The organism is Agrobacterium sp. GW821-FHT14E08, assembly GCF_058803865.1.
Genome location: NZ_JBXAPJ010000003.1, coordinates 503,538 through 519,908, shown reverse-complemented (window position 1 = coordinate 519,908; position 16,371 = coordinate 503,538). Strand labels below are relative to the sequence as shown.

Annotated in this window: 14 protein-coding genes; 6 read left to right on the top strand and 8 right to left on the bottom strand. The window is 60.2% G+C overall.

Annotated elements, in window-relative coordinates; all coding sequences use genetic code 11:
- The first annotated feature begins 3 nt into the window (after nt 1-3).
- The 5 genes from AC1ROR_RS15135 to AC1ROR_RS15115 all read left to right on the top strand — a co-directional run bounded on the left by AC1ROR_RS15135 (nt 4) and on the right by AC1ROR_RS15115 (nt 5,971).
- A complete protein-coding gene (locus AC1ROR_RS15135; RefSeq protein ID WP_035221152.1) occupies nt 4-717 on the top strand; it encodes an HAD-IA family hydrolase in 714 nt (237 codons plus the stop codon).
- Between the two features lie 94 nt (nt 718-811).
- Nucleotides 812-2,422 (top strand): ABC transporter substrate-binding protein, encoded by a 1,611-nt coding sequence (locus tag AC1ROR_RS15130; RefSeq protein WP_498589887.1) that lies wholly within the window; start codon nt 812-814, stop codon nt 2,420-2,422.
- Between the two features lie 92 nt (nt 2,423-2,514).
- Nucleotides 2,515-3,465, top strand: a complete 951-nt coding sequence (locus AC1ROR_RS15125) for an ABC transporter permease (protein ID WP_035221158.1) — start codon at nt 2,515-2,517, stop codon at nt 3,463-3,465.
- Complete coding sequence (locus tag AC1ROR_RS15120) at nt 3,465-4,316, top strand: ABC transporter permease (RefSeq protein WP_498589886.1); 852 nt, start codon at nt 3,465-3,467, stop codon at nt 4,314-4,316. The genes AC1ROR_RS15125 and AC1ROR_RS15120 overlap by 1 nt, the downstream gene beginning before the upstream one ends.
- Nucleotides 4,316-5,971 (top strand): ABC transporter ATP-binding protein, encoded by a 1,656-nt coding sequence (locus tag AC1ROR_RS15115; protein ID WP_498589885.1) that lies wholly within the window; start codon nt 4,316-4,318, stop codon nt 5,969-5,971. The genes AC1ROR_RS15120 and AC1ROR_RS15115 overlap by 1 nt, the downstream gene beginning before the upstream one ends.
- Nucleotides 5,972-6,141: 170 nt before the next feature.
- Here AC1ROR_RS15115 and AC1ROR_RS15110 read toward each other — a convergent pair whose 3' ends face one another.
- Nucleotides 6,142-6,618, bottom strand: coding sequence for an Lrp/AsnC family transcriptional regulator (locus tag AC1ROR_RS15110; RefSeq protein WP_035221162.1), 477 nt, complete (start codon nt 6,616-6,618; stop codon nt 6,142-6,144).
- Nucleotides 6,619-6,846: 228 nt separating this feature from the next.
- Here AC1ROR_RS15110 and AC1ROR_RS15105 point away from each other — a divergent pair, with 228 nt between their 5' ends.
- Nucleotides 6,847-8,172: an NAD(P)/FAD-dependent oxidoreductase gene (locus AC1ROR_RS15105; RefSeq protein WP_498589884.1), complete on the top strand. Its 1,326-nt coding sequence runs from the start codon at nt 6,847-6,849 to the stop codon at nt 8,170-8,172.
- Nucleotides 8,173-8,259: 87 nt separating this feature from the next.
- Here AC1ROR_RS15105 and AC1ROR_RS15100 read toward each other — a convergent pair whose 3' ends face one another.
- The 7 genes from AC1ROR_RS15100 to AC1ROR_RS15070 all read right to left on the bottom strand — a co-directional run bounded on the left by AC1ROR_RS15100 (nt 8,260) and on the right by AC1ROR_RS15070 (nt 16,334).
- On the bottom strand, nt 8,260-9,195 hold the full coding sequence (locus AC1ROR_RS15100; RefSeq protein ID WP_035221165.1) for an ABC transporter substrate-binding protein: 936 nt from the start codon (nt 9,193-9,195) through the stop codon (nt 8,260-8,262).
- A gap of 144 nt (nt 9,196-9,339) precedes the next feature.
- The gene (locus AC1ROR_RS15095; protein ID WP_035221167.1) at nt 9,340-10,278 is read right to left on the bottom strand and encodes an ABC transporter substrate-binding protein; all 939 of its coding nucleotides are present in this window, start codon (nt 10,276-10,278) and stop codon (nt 9,340-9,342) included.
- A gap of 24 nt (nt 10,279-10,302) precedes the next feature.
- Nucleotides 10,303-12,099, bottom strand: coding sequence for an amino acid ABC transporter permease/ATP-binding protein (locus AC1ROR_RS15090; protein ID WP_498589883.1), 1,797 nt, complete (start codon nt 12,097-12,099; stop codon nt 10,303-10,305).
- A 13-nt stretch (nt 12,100-12,112) separates the two neighbouring features.
- Nucleotides 12,113-12,670, bottom strand: coding sequence for a GNAT family N-acetyltransferase (locus tag AC1ROR_RS15085; RefSeq protein WP_498589882.1), 558 nt, complete (start codon nt 12,668-12,670; stop codon nt 12,113-12,115).
- 23 nt (nt 12,671-12,693) lie between these two features.
- The gene (locus AC1ROR_RS15080; RefSeq protein ID WP_498589881.1) at nt 12,694-13,881 is read right to left on the bottom strand and encodes a M20 aminoacylase family protein; all 1,188 of its coding nucleotides are present in this window, start codon (nt 13,879-13,881) and stop codon (nt 12,694-12,696) included.
- A gap of 84 nt (nt 13,882-13,965) precedes the next feature.
- Nucleotides 13,966-15,306 (bottom strand): LLM class flavin-dependent oxidoreductase, encoded by a 1,341-nt coding sequence (locus AC1ROR_RS15075; protein WP_142170699.1) that lies wholly within the window; start codon nt 15,304-15,306, stop codon nt 13,966-13,968.
- Between the two features lie 23 nt (nt 15,307-15,329).
- The gene (locus AC1ROR_RS15070) at nt 15,330-16,334 is read right to left on the bottom strand and encodes an LLM class flavin-dependent oxidoreductase (RefSeq protein ID WP_498590043.1); all 1,005 of its coding nucleotides are present in this window, start codon (nt 16,332-16,334) and stop codon (nt 15,330-15,332) included.
- Nucleotides 16,335-16,371 lie beyond the last annotated feature (37 nt).

Genomic DNA, 16,371 nt, shown 5'->3' with positions numbered 1-16,371 from the left:
ACATTGTCCAAAAAACTGAGTGACTTCAAATATATGAGCTTCGACGTGGTGGGAACTCTCATCGATTTCGAAGGCGGCCTGAAATCGACCCTGACACAGATTGGCGCCGAACACGGCGTTGAGGTCGATGGTGAAAAAGCGCTGGGTCTTTACCGCGCGGCGCGTTACTCCGATGCGACCGACCTGTTTCCGGACGATCTCGTCCGTGTCTACCTGATCATCGCTCCAGAATTGGGCTTGCCGGCGGAGCGCGCCCTTGGCGAGCGTCTGCGCGATGCTGCAAAGACCTGGAAAGGTTTCGAAGACAGCCGTGCCGCCATGGCAGAGCTTGCAAAGACGCATCGCCTGATCGCCATGACCAATGCCCAGCGCTGGGCTTTCGAATATTTCTCAAAGGAACTCGGCAATCCCTTTTATGCGGCGTTCACGGCGGATGATACCGGCACTGAAAAACCGGACCCCGCCTTCTTCGAAAAGGTTTTTGCCTTTGTTGAGAGCGAAGGCGCATCGAAGGACGACATCCTGCATGTGGCACAAAGCCAGTACCACGATATCGGCATTTCCCGGAAGCTCGGCATGACCAATTGCTGGATCGAGCGTCGTCACGCCCAGAAGGGATATGGCGGCACGATCGAGCCGGAAAACTTTACCGAGCCGGACTATCACTTCACATCCATGGCCGGCCTGGCCGAGGCCGCGAAACAGACAGGCGGCTGAACCGCCTTTGCCTATCGCATGGCGCGAACTGGGACGCGACGTGCCGGAAATTTCTCAAGACGCATTTTAACAAATCATACAAAAGGGGAAAACCATGAGTGACAGGATTACAAACTGGACCCGCTCCGACGATGCCGCCGTTGAACAGGCGATCCGACGCGGTGCAACGCGGCGCGAACTGCTTCACATGATGCTGGCGGGCGGCGTGGCGCTTTCCGCCGGTTCGGCCATTCTGGGCCGTGCCTCGCAGGCCGTGGCGGCCACGCCCGTTTCCGGCGGTTCGCTGAAGGCGGCGGGCTGGTCTTCGTCCACGGCCGATACGCTCGACCCGGCGAAAGCCTCGCTATCCACGGACTACGTCCGCTGCTGCGCGCTCTACAACCGGCTGAGCTTCCTTGATGTTTCCGGCACGCCGCAGATGGAACTGGCCGAATCCATCGAATCGAAAGATGCCAAGACCTGGACGGTAAAACTGCGTTCCGGTGTTACCTTCCATGACGGCAAGGCGCTGACCGCCGACGACGTGGTCTACTCGCTGAAACGCCATCTCGATCCGGCCGTCGGCTCCAAGGTCGCCAAGATCGCCGCCCAGATGACCGGCTTCAAGGCTGTCGACAAGAGCACTGTGGAAATCACGCTTGCAAATGCGAATGCCGACCTGCCATCGATTCTGGCCCTGCATCATTTCATGATCGTCGCCGATGGCACCACGGATTTCTCCAAGGGCAACGGCACCGGCGCCTTCAAGCTTGAAAAATTCGAGCCGGGCGTGCGTTCGATCATGGCCAAGAATACAAATTACTGGAAGTCCGGCGGCCCGCACATCGACAGTTTTGAATTCATGGCGATTTCCGACGACAATGCCCGCGTCAACGCCCTTCTTTCCGGCGATATCCAGCTTGCTGCCGCTATCAATCCGCGTGCGCTTCGCCTGCTGGACAAACAGGAAGGCGTCGTTCTGTCGAAGACGACATCCGGTAACTATACCAACCTCAACATGCGGCTGGACCAAGCGCCCGGCAACAATGCCGATTTCGTTGCCGGCATGAAGTCGATCGTCAATCGCGAACAGATCGTCAAGGCGGCCCTGCGCGGCCTCGGCGAAGTCGGCAACGACCAGCCGGTGCCGCCGATGAACCCCTATCACAATCCGGACCTGAAGCCGAAAGCCTTCGACCCGGATAAGGCGAAGTTCCACTTCGAAAAGGCAGGTCTTATCGGCCAGTCCATTCCGGTGATCGCATCGGATGCGGCAGCCTCTTCCGTCGACATGGCGATGATCATCCAGGCGTCCGCCGCCGAAATCGGCGTTAAGCTCGACGTACAGCGTGTTCCCTCGGATGGCTACTGGAGCAATTACTGGCTGAAGGCGCCGGTTCACTTCGGCAACATCAATCCGCGCCCCACGCCGGACATCCTCTTCTCCCTGCTCTACGCCTCCGACGCGCCGTGGAACGAAAGCCAGTACAAGTCGCCAAAGTTCGACAAGATGATGCTCGAAGCCCGCGGCATGCTGGACCTTGAAAAGCGCAAGCAGATCTACTTCGAACTGGAAACGATGATCGCCGACGAAGCCGGCACCATCATTCCAGCCTATATTTCGAATGTCGACGCCATCAACTCCAAGCTAAAGGGGCTGGAAGCCAATCCGCTTGGCGGCATGATGGGTTACGCCTTTGCGGAATACGTCTGGCTCGAAGCCTGATAGACCATCGGGCCGGGCGTGAAAGCGCCCGGCAACCTTTCCGCTGGTGCGGAAAGCCTATTTGTCAGGCGGGTCGCAGCAGGAGCATGTGAATGAACAGCCGGATATTATCCCTTATCGCCAGGCGGCTGGTCGTCATGCTGACGACCCTGCTTATCGTGTCATTTATCGTCTTTTCCGCCACCAGCCTGCTGCCCGGCGATACGGCGACGATCCTTCTCGGCCAGGCGGCAACGCCGGAGGCCGTGGCTGGCCTGCGCACCGCCATGCATCTTGATGACCCGGCGCTGCTGCGTTTCGTCCGTTGGCTGTTCGGCCTGCTGCAGGGCGAACTTGGCACGTCCTACGCCAACAACATGGCGATCGCCGATCTTATCGGTCCGCGTTTCGTCAATTCCATGAAACTTGCGGGCATAACCACGGTCATTGCCGTGCCGCTGGCGCTGACACTCGGCATCAGCGCCGCCATGCTGCGCGGAACGCTCTACGACCGGGCGGTCACCGTGCTGACCATCGGCGTCATTTCCGTGCCGGAATTTATGATCGCGACGCTCGCCGTTCTGCTTTTCGCCGTGTATCTGAAATGGCTGCCAGCCCTGTCGCTGGTCACAGAGGTCAACACCCTGTTCGACGTGCTGCGTGTTTACGCCATGCCGGTCATCACTCTTACCTTTGTCGTATCGGCACAGATGATCCGCATGAGCCGTGCCGCCGTCATCGAGACGCTCGATACGCCCTATGTGGAAATGGCGCTGCTTAAAGGCGCGCCGCGTATGCGCATCGTGCTGCGCCACGCGCTGCCCAATGCCCTTGGCCCCATCGTCAACGCGGTCGCGCTGTCGCTTTCCTATCTCGTCGGCGGCGTCATCATCGTCGAGACGATCTTCAATTATCCCGGCATCGCCAAGCTGATGGTCGATGGCGTCGCAACCCGCGACCTGCCGTTGATCCAGAGCTGCGCGATGATCTTCTGCGTCGGTTATCTTCTCCTCATCACCACCGCGGACATCATCGCCATCATGTCCAATCCGAGGCTGCGCTGATGGCCGACAATATCAAAACAACTTCGGGGACCTCGCGTTTGGGTTACAAGATCAACGCAGTCGGCGTTTTCGGCTTTCTCGTCATCTTCCTCTGGGCGATGGTCGCGATCTTCGCGTCCTATCTCATTCCGCATCCGGTCGGTGAAATCATCGATCTCGATTATTTCGGGCCCATGACCTCCGATCTCTGGCTCGGCTCCGACTATCTTGGTCGCGATGTCTTTTCCCGCATTCTCATGGGCGCGCGTTTCACGGTCGGCATCTCGCTTGCGGCCGTCACCATCGCCTGCACCTCCGGCGTCGTGCTCGGCATGTGCGCCGCCGTGGTTGGCGGCTGGTTCGATGCGGTGCTCAGCCGGTTTCTCGATGCCGTGAATTCCATTCCGAGCAAGCTTTTCGGCCTTGTGGTCGTCGCCGCCGTCGGCTCCTCCATACCCGTGCTGATCGTCACGCTCTCTGTCATCTATACGCCGGGCGCCTATCGTTTCGCCCGGGCACTCGCCGTCAATGTCAACACCATGGATTTCGTCACCGTCGCCCGCGTGCGCGGCGAGAGCCTGCTTTACCTCATCGGCTCGGAAATCCTGCCGAACATCATACGCCCCGTGCTTGCCGATCTCGGCGTGCGCTTCGTCTTCATCGTGCTGCTTCTGTCGGGCCTCTCCTTCCTCGGCCTCGGCCTGCAGCCGCCCAATGCAGACTGGGGCGCGCTGGTGCGCGAAAATATCGGCGGCCTGCCCTTTGCCGCGCCGGCCGTGATCTTCCCGTCGCTGGCAATCGCCAGCCTGACGATCAGCGTCAACCTGCTGATCGACAATCTGCCGCAGAAAATCCGCGACAGGAGCGAATAATGACCAATCTCGTTGAAATCCGTGGACTGAAAGTCGAGGCCACCACCGATTCCGGCCGCCGTGTCCAGATCATCAAGGGCGTCGACATCGATATCGCCGAAGGCGAGATCGTTGCGCTGATCGGTGAAAGCGGCTCCGGCAAGACCACCATCGCACTGACGCTGATGGGCTATGCCCGCCCCGGCTGCCGCATTTCCGGCGGCAGCGTCACGGTGGCGGGCCGGGACATGGTGCAACTGTCCGAAGCCGAGCGTGCCAGGATTCGCGGCACGAAAATCTCCTATGTCCCGCAGAGCGCCGCCGCCGCCTTCAACCCTGCGCAGAAGATCATCGATCAGGTCATCGAAGTCACACGCATCCATCATCTGATGCCGCCGCAGGAGGCACGCGTCAAAGCGGTGGAACTGTTCAAGGCATTGTCGCTGCCCAATCCGGAAACCATCGGCGAGCGTTACCCCCACCAGGTCTCCGGCGGCCAGCTGCAGCGTCTTTCCGCCGCCATGGCGCTGATCGGCAACCCGGAATTGGTCATCTTCGATGAACCGACCACGGCGCTCGACGTGACGACACAGATCGAGGTCCTGCGCGCCTTCAAGTCGGCGATGCGCAAGGGCGGCATCGGCGGCGTCTATGTTTCCCACGATCTTGCGGTCGTCGCCCAGATCGCCGACCGGATTGTCGTTCTGAAAGGCGGCGAGGTTCAGGAAACCGGTACGACCACCGAGATTCTGGAGAATGCGCAGCACCCCTATACGCGCGAATTGCTGACCGCCTTTAACGACAAGGTGCGTGCAGTCACCCCGCTCAAACGAAATGACGCGACACCGCTTCTCGATATCGAAAAACTGATCGCGGGCTACGGTACCAAGGGTGAAGACCGGATGCCGCTGGTGCGCGCGGTGGATTCCGTCAGCCTCTCGGTCTATCCCGGCCGCAATCTCGGCATTATCGGCGAGTCCGGCTGCGGAAAATCGACGCTGGCGCGTGCCATTGCCGGCATTCTGCCCGCCGGAAGCGGCCATGTCATCTTCGAAGGCCGCGAACTGGATACCGACGCACGACGACGCACGAGCGATCAACTGCGCCGCATGCAGATCGTTTTCCAATATGCCGATACCGCGCTCAACCCCTCGAAACCCATTGAGGATATTCTCGGCCGGCCTCTGACCTTCTATCATGGCATGAAGGGCAAGGCGCGCGATGCGCGGATCGACCAGCTTCTCGATATGGTGAAGTTGCCACGCTCCGTCCGCCACCGCCATCCCTCTGGCCTGTCAGGCGGACAGAAACAGCGCGTCAATTTCGCCCGTGCACTCGCGGCCGAACCGTCGCTCATCATCTGCGATGAAATCACCTCGGCGCTGGATACGGTTGTTGCAGCCGCGATCATCGACCTGCTCGGCGAATTGCAACGCGAACTCGGCCTCTCCTACATCTTCATTAGCCACGATCTTTCAGTGGTGGAAACCATCTGCGACGAGATCGTCGTGATGTATGGTGGGAAGCAGGTGGAACATCTGGAGACCGAGGCGATCAAGGCGCCGACGCATCCCTATTCGAAGCTGCTCTTCTCCTCGGTGCCGAAACTGGACCCGAAATGGCTTGATAATCTTCAGCAGGATGCGGAGCTGGTGCGGGCGTTTTCGAAAAGGTGAGCGGCTTGAAGATAGCCGGACTGACGAGATAGACACACTGCATTCATCTCGACGTCGTCCTCGCCCTTGAGGCGAGGAACCATCCATTTCGACAGGCTATGGATCCTCGGGACAGGCCCGAGGATGACGTCGAGATTGGGGATATACTACTGAGGAAACGCCCTTTTATTTCAAAGCGGAAACAGGCTGGTCAGCGGCATATGGGATTTGACGATCGGCGATTTCAGCACCACGAAGCTGAAATATTTGTCGATACCGACATCCATGTCGATCAGGCGCTCCATGATCGACTGATATTCGACAATGCCGGAAGTCATGAATTTCAGCAGATAATCGTAACCGCCTGAAACGAGGTGACATTCCACCACCTGGTCGATCTTTTCGATGACGCCGAGGAAGCGGGCGAAATCGATCTGGCGGTGGTTTTTGAGCGTGATCTCGGTGAAGACGGTCAGCGTCTGGCCGAGCTTGTTGATGTTGATCTGCGCCGAATACCCTTCGATATAACCTTCGGCCTGAAGCTTCTTGACCCGCATCAGGCAGGGGCTTGGCGAAAGATTGACAAGCTCCGCCAGCTCCACATTGGTGATGCGTCCATTTTTCTGGAGTTCGTAGAGGATCTTGATATCGATCCGATCAAGTTTCATCACGTGAGGAACCCCTTTTTTGTTTTTCTATGCGCGGCATAAAATTCTGACGCCGCGTTAGAAATCTTATCACATGCGCCAGCCCTGTCGACGCGGGGATATTTTTTTCATGCAGCATAAAGAGTTGCAGACATGGCCCTGAACAGCAGGAGATTCCGGCAATCGGCCCAGTCTGGCAGCGTTTACCCGGTGACCAAGGTAAATTAGTAGGAAGATAAGGAGTCCGACATGCCTGCGCCGCTGCAACAGATCACGACCTCACCGGAACTGCCGAAATCCGCGGACGCCGTCATTATCGGCGGCGGCATCGTCGGCGTTTTCGCTGCCTATTATCTCGCCCGGCGCGGCCTGAAGGTGGCTCTTGTCGAAAAGGGCCTGATCGGCGCGGAGCAATCCAGCCGCAACTGGGGCTGGTGCCGGCAGCAGAACCGCGACGCCCGCGAATTGCCGATCTCGACACAGAGCCTGACGCTCTGGGATCAATTTGCTGCCGAAAGCGGTGAGGACACCGGTTTTCGCCGCTGCGGATTGTTTTACCTGAGCGACAATGAGGCCGAACTTGCGGGCTGGGCGCGCTGGCGCGATTTTGCCATCACCGCAGGCGTGACGACACATATGCTGAGCGCGGACGAGGCCAGCGAACGTGGACGCAGCACCGGAAAACGCTGGAAGGGCGGCGTCTTTTCGCCGACGGACGGCACGGCCGATCCTTCGATGGCGGCCCCGGCCGTTGCACGCGCCATCATGAAGCTGGGCGGCACGGTGCATCAGAACTGCGCCGCGCGGGGTCTGGAGACGGAAGGCGGCCACGTCAGCGCCGTCGTCACTGAAAAAGGCACCATTCGTACCAAGACGGCCATCATGTCCGGTGGTGCCTGGGCTTCCTCCTTCTGCCGCCAGCTCGGCATCCGGTTTCCGCAGGCCTCCGTCCGCTCTTCCATCCTGTCCGTCACACCGGGCGCGGAAGGTCTGCCGGATGCGCTGCACACCGCTGCCGTTTCCGCCACCCGGCGCAAAAACGGCGGTTATACCCTCGCCATCAGCGGCCTTGGACGCATCGATCCGACAGCACAGCAGATGCGCTTCGCGCGCGAATTCATTCCGATGTTTCTCAAGCGCTGGCGCAGCCTGCGGCCGGGTGGGCTTGAAGGTATTCGTGGCGGCCATGAAACGCTGAAACGCTGGCGGCTCGATGCGCCAACACCGATGGAGCGGGTTCGCATTCTCGATCCGAAACCCAATGCCGCCGCTATCCGCGAGACCCATAGAAGGGCACAGGAACTTCTGCCAGCGCTCCGCAGAACCCAGATTTCCGCCGCCTGGGCCGGTTTCATCGACAGCACGCCGGATGGCGTGCCCGCAATTGGCGAGACCAGTGAATTGCCCGGTTTCATCCTCGCCGCCGGTTTCAGCGGCCATGGTTTCGGCATCGGCCCGGGCGCCGGCCATCTGATCGCCGATATCGTGACGGGTTCAAACCCAATCGTCGATCCCGCTCCCTATCACCCCAGCCGTTTCCTTGGCTCGTCATGGGGCAAGGTCGCGGATTTCTGATTCTTCTGCCTGGAGCGGCTGGCGGACGGCAATACCCGCAAGGCGTAGCCTGCGGGTATTGCCGTCCGCCGCATTTTTTTCGACCGGTCAGCTCTTCGGCAGGCCGGGTGGGTTGGTTCGCGATTCCGGTAAGGCCTCTTCCGCAAGCTGCCAGCGCTCCAGTATCTTTGCGTAAGCGCCGCTCTTGATCAAATCGTTCGTGGCAAGCGTCAGGGCATCAGCCAGTCCCGAACCCTTGCGCGTGGTGATGGCAACGTCCGAACGCTCCGGCCAGCCCGCGGACAGGGTTCCGACACGCTTGATGGTCTTGTCGCGCGCGGCGATGAAGACCAGCTGCGCATGCGGCTGAACGATCACATCCGCCCGCCCGGCAGAAAGAGCCACAAGCCGGGTGGCCTCGTCATCGTAATATTGCAGCTCGAGCGGCTTTAGCCCCGCGGCGACATTCTCGTCGTTCCATTTCAGCAGGATACGCTCCTGATTGGTGCCGGCGCCGACGATGATCCTCAGACCGGCCGCATCCTTCGGTTCCCGGATGGCGGTAATGCCGCTGTCGGACTTGACGAAGAAACCATGCAGGCCCTGACGATAGGTGGAGAAATCGAACTTCTCCTTGCGCTGCTCTGTCACCCCGACATTGGAGATGACGGCATCATATTTGCCGGAAGCGAGCCCCAGCGGCCAGTCGGCCCAGGCGACAGCCACCAGCTCCAGCTCGAGCCCGAGACTGTCGGCTACAGCCAGGGCATAATCCGGATCGGCACCCACCACTGTCTTCGCATCCGTCGCATAGGTCGCGAGCGGCGGTCCTCCGGGGGCAACCGCGACGGTGAATTTGCCCGGTGTGATGAATTTGAAATCTTTCGGAATGGCAGCAATCGCGCCGGGGTCTTTTTCAACCCTGATCCGGCCGGGCTGGTCCGGCGACAGATCGAAAACATCCGTTGCAAAAGCCGATCCGAAACCGGCGACGGAAAGAAAAGCACCGAGCGTGGCCGAAGCGAGACGAGAGGTGAAGGTCATTCTGGTTTCCCGATAAAATCACTGCGGGACGGAGGTAGCGCGGGCGGGAGGAGCCCGCGCTACCAGCTGAGTGATGTCCCACCTTCAACTCAGCGTGTTGGCAACCCAGCCTCTGGGCGATTTAGCCCGCTGGAAAGTCGACCATCAGCTCTTGGGCAGGCCGGGCGGATTGGTGCGGGATTCGGTGACGGCCTCAGAGCCAAGGTTCCAGCGGGCAAGAACCTTGCCGTAATTGCCGTTCTTGATCTGGGCGTTCAGCGCCGCCGTGATGGCTTCGGCAATGCCGGCATCCTTTTTGGAGGCGACGGCGATTTCCGCCGCTTCCGGCCAGCCGCCGGAGAAGGTGCCAACGAGCCTGGTCTTCTTCTGGCTTGCCGCCTGGAAGGCCGATGTTGCGTTGGGGCCGAGATAGGCGTCCGCGCGACCGGATTGCAGGGCAACATCAAGCACGGCCTGATCGTCGTAATATTGCACCTCGGTGTCGGCCAAGCCCTTGGCCTTGTTATCCTTGATCCATTTCAGCAGGATCTGTTCCTGATTGGTGGCGGCGCCGACGATGACCTTGAGCCCGGCCACGTCCTCAGGCTTGCTGACGGTCGTCACCTTGCTGTTATTGCCCACGTAGAAGCCGAGCAGGTCATTGCGGTAGCTGGAAAAATCGAACTTTTCCTTGCGCGCTTCCGTCACCGTGATGTTGGAAGTGACGGCATCGTATTTGCCGGATGTCAGACCCAGAGGCCAATCGGCCCAGGCGATCGGAACGAGCTGAAGTTCAAGGCCGAGGCTGTCGGCAACCAGCTGGGCGATATCCGGCTCCACGCCAATCGGCGTTTTCGTGTCGCTCGCATAATCGACCAGCGGCAGGCGGAACGGCACGGTCGCGACCGTCAGCTTTCCATCGGCGATGAACTTGTGGCTGGCCGGAAGAAGCTTGATCGCCTCTTCCACTTTCTCGGCGCGCACCCGCCCCTTCTGTTCCGGAGAAAGATCGACCTCCTGCGCGTGTGCGGCCGGGATGAGCGCGGTGGTGGCGGAGAAAAGACCGCCGGCAAGCAATGATAATAGTTTCGATGAAAATGCCATGTGAGTGTTTCCCTTGTTTTTTGGTTAGAGAACTTTTGCGAGGAATTCGGCGGTGCGGGGATGATCCGGGCTGCTGAACACCTTTTCCGGCGTACCCGTTTCGATGATGCGGCCCTGCTCCATGAAGACGACCCTGTCGGAGACTTCGCGGGCAAAACCGATTTCATGGGTAACGATGATGAGCGTGACACCGGAGCGCGAAAGCTCCTTGATGACGTCAAGCACCTCGTTGACGAGTTCAGGATCGAGCGCGGATGTCGGCTCGTCGAACAGCAGCACCTTCGGTCGCAATGCCAGCGCCCGGGCAATCGCCACGCGCTGTTGCTGCCCGCCGGAAAGCTGGCGGGGATAGGCGCCGGCTTTTTCGGCAAGGCCGACGCGGGCCAGAAGATCGCGCGCCTCAGCTTCGGCCTGCTCTTTCGAAATGCCTCGAACGGCGATGGGCGCTTCGATGATGTTTTCAAGCGCAGTCAGATGCGGGAACAGGTTGAAGCTCTGGAACACCATGCCCACTTCGGCGCGGCGCTTGAGGATTTCGCGTTCCTTCAGTTCGTAAAGCGTGTCGCCCTTTTGACGATAGCCGACCAGTTCGCCGTCTATGGCGATGAAACCGTCATCGACGCGCTCCAGATGGTTGATGGAGCGCAGCAAGGTGGACTTGCCGGAGCCGGACTGACCGAGAATGGTGGTGACGCTGCCCGCCGGAATGGAAAGGCTGATATCATCCAGCACCTTGAGCGACCCGAAGGATTTCGAAACACCGTGGATGTTGACCGACCCGCCGCGGTTTCCGAGCTGGAAGCTGGTGGACACCGCGCGCTCGGGTCTGGTCGCAACCGACACCGCCGTTTCCACGGTTTCAGGCAAAGACTTGCGCGGCAGGAAAGTACGGTAGATCGTGGCGAACAGGGACGGCGGCGGGTTGCGCAGCGCACCGCGTGAAAAATGCCGCTCGATATGGTGCTGAACGATCGAAAGCGCGGTCAGGATCACCAGATACCAGACGGTCGCGACCATCAGCAGCGGGATCACTTCCAGATTGCGGCGATAGATGATCTGGATGGTATAGAACAGCTCCGGCAGGGCTAGGATATAGACCTGCGACGTGCCCTTGGCGAGGCCGATGATATCGTTGAAGGCGGTGGGCAGGATGGAGCGCATCGCCTGCGGCAGAACGATGCGGGACGCCTGCCGCCGCCGGGGAAGACCAAGTGCTGCGGCAGCTTCCAGCTGCCCCTGATCGACCGAAAGTATGCCGCCACGCACGATTTCGGATGCGAAGGCGGCCTGATTGAGCGTCAGCCCCAGAACGGCCGCCGCAAAAGGCGTCATCAGCTGCGTCGTATTCCAGCTGAAGAAATTGATGCCGGTATAGGGAACGCCGATCGTCACCGTTTCATAGAGATAACCGAGATTGTTGAGGATCAGCAGCAGAACGATCAAAGGGATCGACCGGAAAATCCAGATATAGGTCCAGGAGACGGCAACCAGCAGCGGCGAGCGCGAAACGCGGGCAAGCGCCAGCAGTGTTCCGAGCACAAAACCGAACAGCGCACCGAGCGCGGTGAGCAGCAGCGTCCTGCCAAGACCGACCAGCACCGGTTCGGCGAAAAACCATTCCGCAAAGACATCCCAGCCCCAGCGCGGGTTGCCGAAGATGGAATGCAGAACGGCCGCTATGATGAGAACGGAGAAGACCGTGCCCACCGTTCGCAAGGGATAACGGGCCGGAACGATGCGAAAATGGGCATAACCGCCCTTTATCGTTTCACCCTTCTGCTCGCTCACCGCCACATGCGGAAAATCAGAGGCTATCGTCATCGGGAAAAACCTTTCACGGGTGGGCCGGGGAAGATTGCGGCCGGGCGGCCGGTATCGGCGTGCCTTCCGCACCAGAGGCTGAGGCGGCATCGGAAAGCCATTTTTCGAAAGGCAGCGTCTTGATCGTCTCGGGATCGGCAGATGTGTCGAACAAAGCGCGATAGCCGTTGGTCAGATAAAGGCCCACCGCTTCCGGCTGACGGAAGCCCGTGGTCAGATAGGCGCGGGCATAACCCTGCCGGATCGCCTGCTGCTCCAACTCCTGAAGCACAATCTTCGCAAGCCCTTGCCGGCGGTAGGCCGAGTGGGTCCAGACCCGCTTGAACTCGGCGCTCTCTTCATCGTAGCGCATGAAGGCACCGCCGGCGATCGCCTTGCCGCCGCGCAGCAACAACAGGAAGTTGCCCGACGGTGGGCTGAAGGCCTCCGGCGGATATTTGTTCATTTCCGCCCTGGCGCCTTCCGCACTGAAATATGTGCCGTAGCGGCTGTCATATTCGAACAGCAGCTCCTCCAGAAGCGGGGCTGCGAGCGGGTCCTTGACCGATGTGTAGAGAAAACCGTCGCTCATCTCGTTGTCCTAAATTCGTTGCGTCAGGAGAGATACGCTTCCGCCAGACGCACCCAGAAGCGCGCCGCAGGCGCGATGATGGCATCGTTGAAATCGTAATGGGGGCTGTGCAGCGGCGCGCTTTCGCCATTGCCGACGAAGAGATAGGAACCTGGCCGCTCGAGCAGCATGAAGGCGAAATCTTCGCTTGCCGTTCGCGGCTGAAAGCCTTCGGCAACCTGTTCGGCGGGGAAATGCCGTTTGGCGACATCGCGGGCGAAGACTGTCTGCCTGACATGATTGATGACGGGTGGGAAACCACGGGAATAGGCGACATCGGCGGTTGCGCCGAAACTTTCCGCCTGCGCTTTCGCAAGGGCGGGAAGCCGCTCCTCCAGCCGGTCGCGAACGGCCGGCGAAAAGGCCCGGGCGGTGATCTGGAGTTCGACGCTCTCGGGAATGACATTGGAGGCCGTGCCGCCATGAATGGAGCCCACCGTCAGGACTGCCATTTCACGCGGATCGACATTACGCGAGACGATGCTCTGCAGGGCGGTGACAAGACTTGCCGAGGCGAGGACCGGATCGACCGTTTCATGCGGCGCCGCCCCGTGCCCGCCCTTGCCGATGATGCGCACCTTCGCCTTGTCCACGGAGGCCATGGCGGGCCCTTCAACGAAGCCGAATTGTCCGGTTTCGACACCCGGCCAGTTGTGCAACCCGAACACCGCATCGACGGGAAACCGCTCGAACAGCCGGTCCTTTATCATCGCTCTCGCGCCTGCGCCGATTTCCTCGGCGGGCTGGAAAATCAGCGTCAGCGTACCGGAAAAACTCGATGTTTCGGCAAGGTAACGGGCGGCGGCGAGCAGGATCGTCGTGTGGCCGTCATGACCGCAAGCATGCATCACACCCTGCGTCTGGCTGGCATAGGCAAGGCCGGTCTCCTCGACGATGGGCAGGGCGTCGATATCGGCGCGAATGCCCAGACGTTTGTCACCGTGTCCGCGTTTCAGGGTGGCGACGACGCCATGGCCGCCGACGCCCTCCGTCACCTCATATCCGAAAGACAGGAGATACCGGGCAACAAGCGCCGCCGTGCGTTTTTCCCCCAGCGAAAGCTCCGGATGCCGGTGGAGATCATGCCGGATGGCGATGCTCTCCTCGATAAAAGCAAGGATTCCCCGTTCGGCGTCGTCCTGGGGACGCGCGCCGTCAATGCGGATATTCATGGTTCTGGTCTCCTGCGCCGCGCTTCACCCGCACAGCACGTTTAAATTTTCTTCGGGCGACAACAGCTGCCGCCCGGCGCTACTTCATGCGATAGCCTTGTCGGGGCCGCTTTCGGTGCGGGAATAGATGCTTTCCTTGAAAGGCAGGCCTAGGTGCTCGCGCAGCGTGGCGCCTTCCAGATGCGGTTCGAAATAACCACGACGCTGAAGCACCGGAATGACGAGGCGGATGAAATCGTCCAGCCCTTCGGCAATGACCGGGAAGCCCAGAATGAAACCATCGGCCGCATCGTGCTCCACCCAGCGGATGATCTCGTCCGCCACCTTGTCCGGGGTTCCGATGAAGCCTTCGCGCGGGGTTGCGGCTTCCAGTGCCGCCTCGTGCAGCGTCTGGTTCTTTTCCTTCGCACGGCGCTTGATGCGGTCGGTCGTCGAACGGAAGCTGTTCTTGCCGATATCTCCGAGTTCGGGGAAAGGCTCATCCAGCGGATAGACGCTGAAATCGTGATGGTCGAAGAAGCGGCCGAGATAGGCAAGCGCATCCTCGATGGTGATGAGGTTGCGGATGATGTCGTATTTCGCTTCCGCTTCCTCCTGCGTTTCACCGACAATGGGTCCGATGCCGGGGAAAATCTTCACGTCGGCAGCGGATCTGCCCTGCGCGACAGCGCTCTGCTTCACACGCTTCAGGAATGTCTGGTTTTCCTCAAGCGAGGCGGAATTGGTGAAGACGGCGTCCGCATGTTTGCCCGCAAGGCCGATACCGGCATCGGAGGAACCTGCCTGGAACACCACCGGTTGGCCCTGCGGCGAACGCTGGATGTTCAGCGGGCCTTCCACCTGGAAGAAACGGCCCTTGTGGCCGAGCGTGTGGAGTTTTTGCCTGTCGAAAAATTGCCCCGTCTCACGGTTGCGCACGAAGGCATCATCGTCCCAGCTGTCCCACAGCCCCTTGATCACTTCCAGATATTCATCGGCGATCTCGTAGCGCAGGGCATGTTCGGGATGGTTGCGGCTGTAGTTTTTCGCCGTGCCCTCGAGCGGCGTCGTCACGGCATTCCAGCCGGCCCTGCCGCCGCTCAGAAGATCGAGCGAGGCAAACTGGCGCGCGACGGTGAAAGGGTCGCTGTAGGAGGTTGAAACCGTGCCGGCGAGGCCGATCTTCGACGTAACGGAAGCCAGCGCCGAAAGGACGGTCAAAGGCTCGAACCGATTGAGGAAATGCGGGATGGACTTGTCATTGATATAAAGCCCGTCGGCCACGAAGGCGAAGGCGATACCGGCTGCTTCCGCCTTCAGCGCTGTTTTCCTGAAAAAATCGAAGTTGACGCTGGCATTGACCGGGCTTTTCGGGTGCCGCCAGGCGTTCATATGCCCGCCCGGGCCCTGGAGCATGATGCCGAAACGGACTGTCTTTTTCGTCATGTCATTTCCTCCTGAGGACAAGTTCACGCCGCTCTGGAAAGGCGGTGTGTGGCCAGCAATTCGATCGAGGCAAGCCGCTGATCGGCTCCGACATGCGGCGGTTCAATGATGAATTCCTCGATACCGTGCTCATCGGAAAGCGCGCGCAGCGCCTTGTGAATATCCTCCGGACCGCCATGCAGGACGTTGGGCTTGCGCTCCTCGATGCGATAATCGGTATCGCCGGACTGGCGGGCAAATTCTTCGGCCTGCTCACGGCGGCCAAGATTGAACGCCTTGCCGTCACTGAGGAACACACGATAGATGCGCTGCCCCTCAACCTGCCTTGCCGCATGCTCTGGATCGCTGGCGGCAAAGACAGAAAGGGCAAGGATCGGCGCTTTCCCGCCGCTCTCCTCGCGGAAAGCCGAGAGGCTGCTGCGAAGAACCTCCGGATCACCATTGAGATGACCGGCAAAGACAAAATTCCATCCTCTTGACGCCGCAAGCCTTGCGCTTTCAGGGCTGGCGCCGAGCAGAAATCTGTCCACCGCAACCGGCGGCACCGGTGTCGCCTGCAACCCGGCCTGCGCATGACTCTGCGGCGCAGCGCCCGAGAGGAACGTGGTGAGTTCACTGAGTGCCGTTTCGAAATCCGGCTTGCGGGCGGGGTCATAGGCCTGCTGCAAGGCGGACGTCGCAAGCGGCAGTCCGCCCGGCGTCTTGCCGATACCGAGATCGACCCGGCCGGGCGCGAGAGAGGACAAAACGTTGAAAACTTCAGCAACCTTGTATGGACTGTAATGCTGCAGCATCACGCCTCCCGAGCCGACGCGGATACGGGAGGTCTTCGCCAGAATCCACGCAACCAGCGCCTCAGGCGCGGAACCGGCAAGCTCCGGCGAATTGTGATGTTCGGCGACCCAGAAACGGCGGTAACCCAGTTCTTCGGCGCGTCTGGCGAGATTGATCGTGTCGCGGAACGCGCTTGCCGCGTTCTCACCCGTCGGAACCGGGCTCTTGTCCAGCAAACTGAGCGTATACATCATCACCTCGCACGTCTTTTGATGCATACTTTGTCTACTG

What these genes read in the sequence shown, in the direction of transcription:
- AC1ROR_RS15075 (WP_142170699.1), bottom strand. Translation starts at nt 15,306, where the DNA reads ATGACGAAAAAGACAGTCCGTTTCGGCATCATGCTCCAGGGCCCGGGC.
- AC1ROR_RS15105 (WP_498589884.1), top strand. Translation starts at nt 6,847, where the DNA reads ATGCCTGCGCCGCTGCAACAGATCACGACCTCACCGGAACTGCCGAAA.
- AC1ROR_RS15110 (WP_035221162.1), bottom strand. Translation starts at nt 6,618, where the DNA reads ATGAAACTTGATCGGATCGATATCAAGATCCTCTACGAACTCCAGAAA.
- AC1ROR_RS15130 (WP_498589887.1), top strand. Translation starts at nt 812, where the DNA reads ATGAGTGACAGGATTACAAACTGGACCCGCTCCGACGATGCCGCCGTT.
- AC1ROR_RS15090 (WP_498589883.1), bottom strand. Translation starts at nt 12,099, where the DNA reads ATGACGATAGCCTCTGATTTTCCGCATGTGGCGGTGAGCGAGCAGAAG.
- AC1ROR_RS15120 (WP_498589886.1), top strand. Translation starts at nt 3,465, where the DNA reads ATGGCCGACAATATCAAAACAACTTCGGGGACCTCGCGTTTGGGTTAC.
- AC1ROR_RS15085 (WP_498589882.1), bottom strand. Translation starts at nt 12,670, where the DNA reads ATGAGCGACGGTTTTCTCTACACATCGGTCAAGGACCCGCTCGCAGCC.
- AC1ROR_RS15070 (WP_498590043.1), bottom strand. Translation starts at nt 16,334, where the DNA reads ATGATGTATACGCTCAGTTTGCTGGACAAGAGCCCGGTTCCGACGGGT.
- AC1ROR_RS15095 (WP_035221167.1), bottom strand. Translation starts at nt 10,278, where the DNA reads ATGGCATTTTCATCGAAACTATTATCATTGCTTGCCGGCGGTCTTTTC.
- AC1ROR_RS15115 (WP_498589885.1), top strand. Translation starts at nt 4,316, where the DNA reads ATGACCAATCTCGTTGAAATCCGTGGACTGAAAGTCGAGGCCACCACC.
- AC1ROR_RS15080 (WP_498589881.1), bottom strand. Translation starts at nt 13,881, where the DNA reads ATGAATATCCGCATTGACGGCGCGCGTCCCCAGGACGACGCCGAACGG.
- AC1ROR_RS15125 (WP_035221158.1), top strand. Translation starts at nt 2,515, where the DNA reads ATGAACAGCCGGATATTATCCCTTATCGCCAGGCGGCTGGTCGTCATG.
- AC1ROR_RS15100 (WP_035221165.1), bottom strand. Translation starts at nt 9,195, where the DNA reads ATGACCTTCACCTCTCGTCTCGCTTCGGCCACGCTCGGTGCTTTTCTT.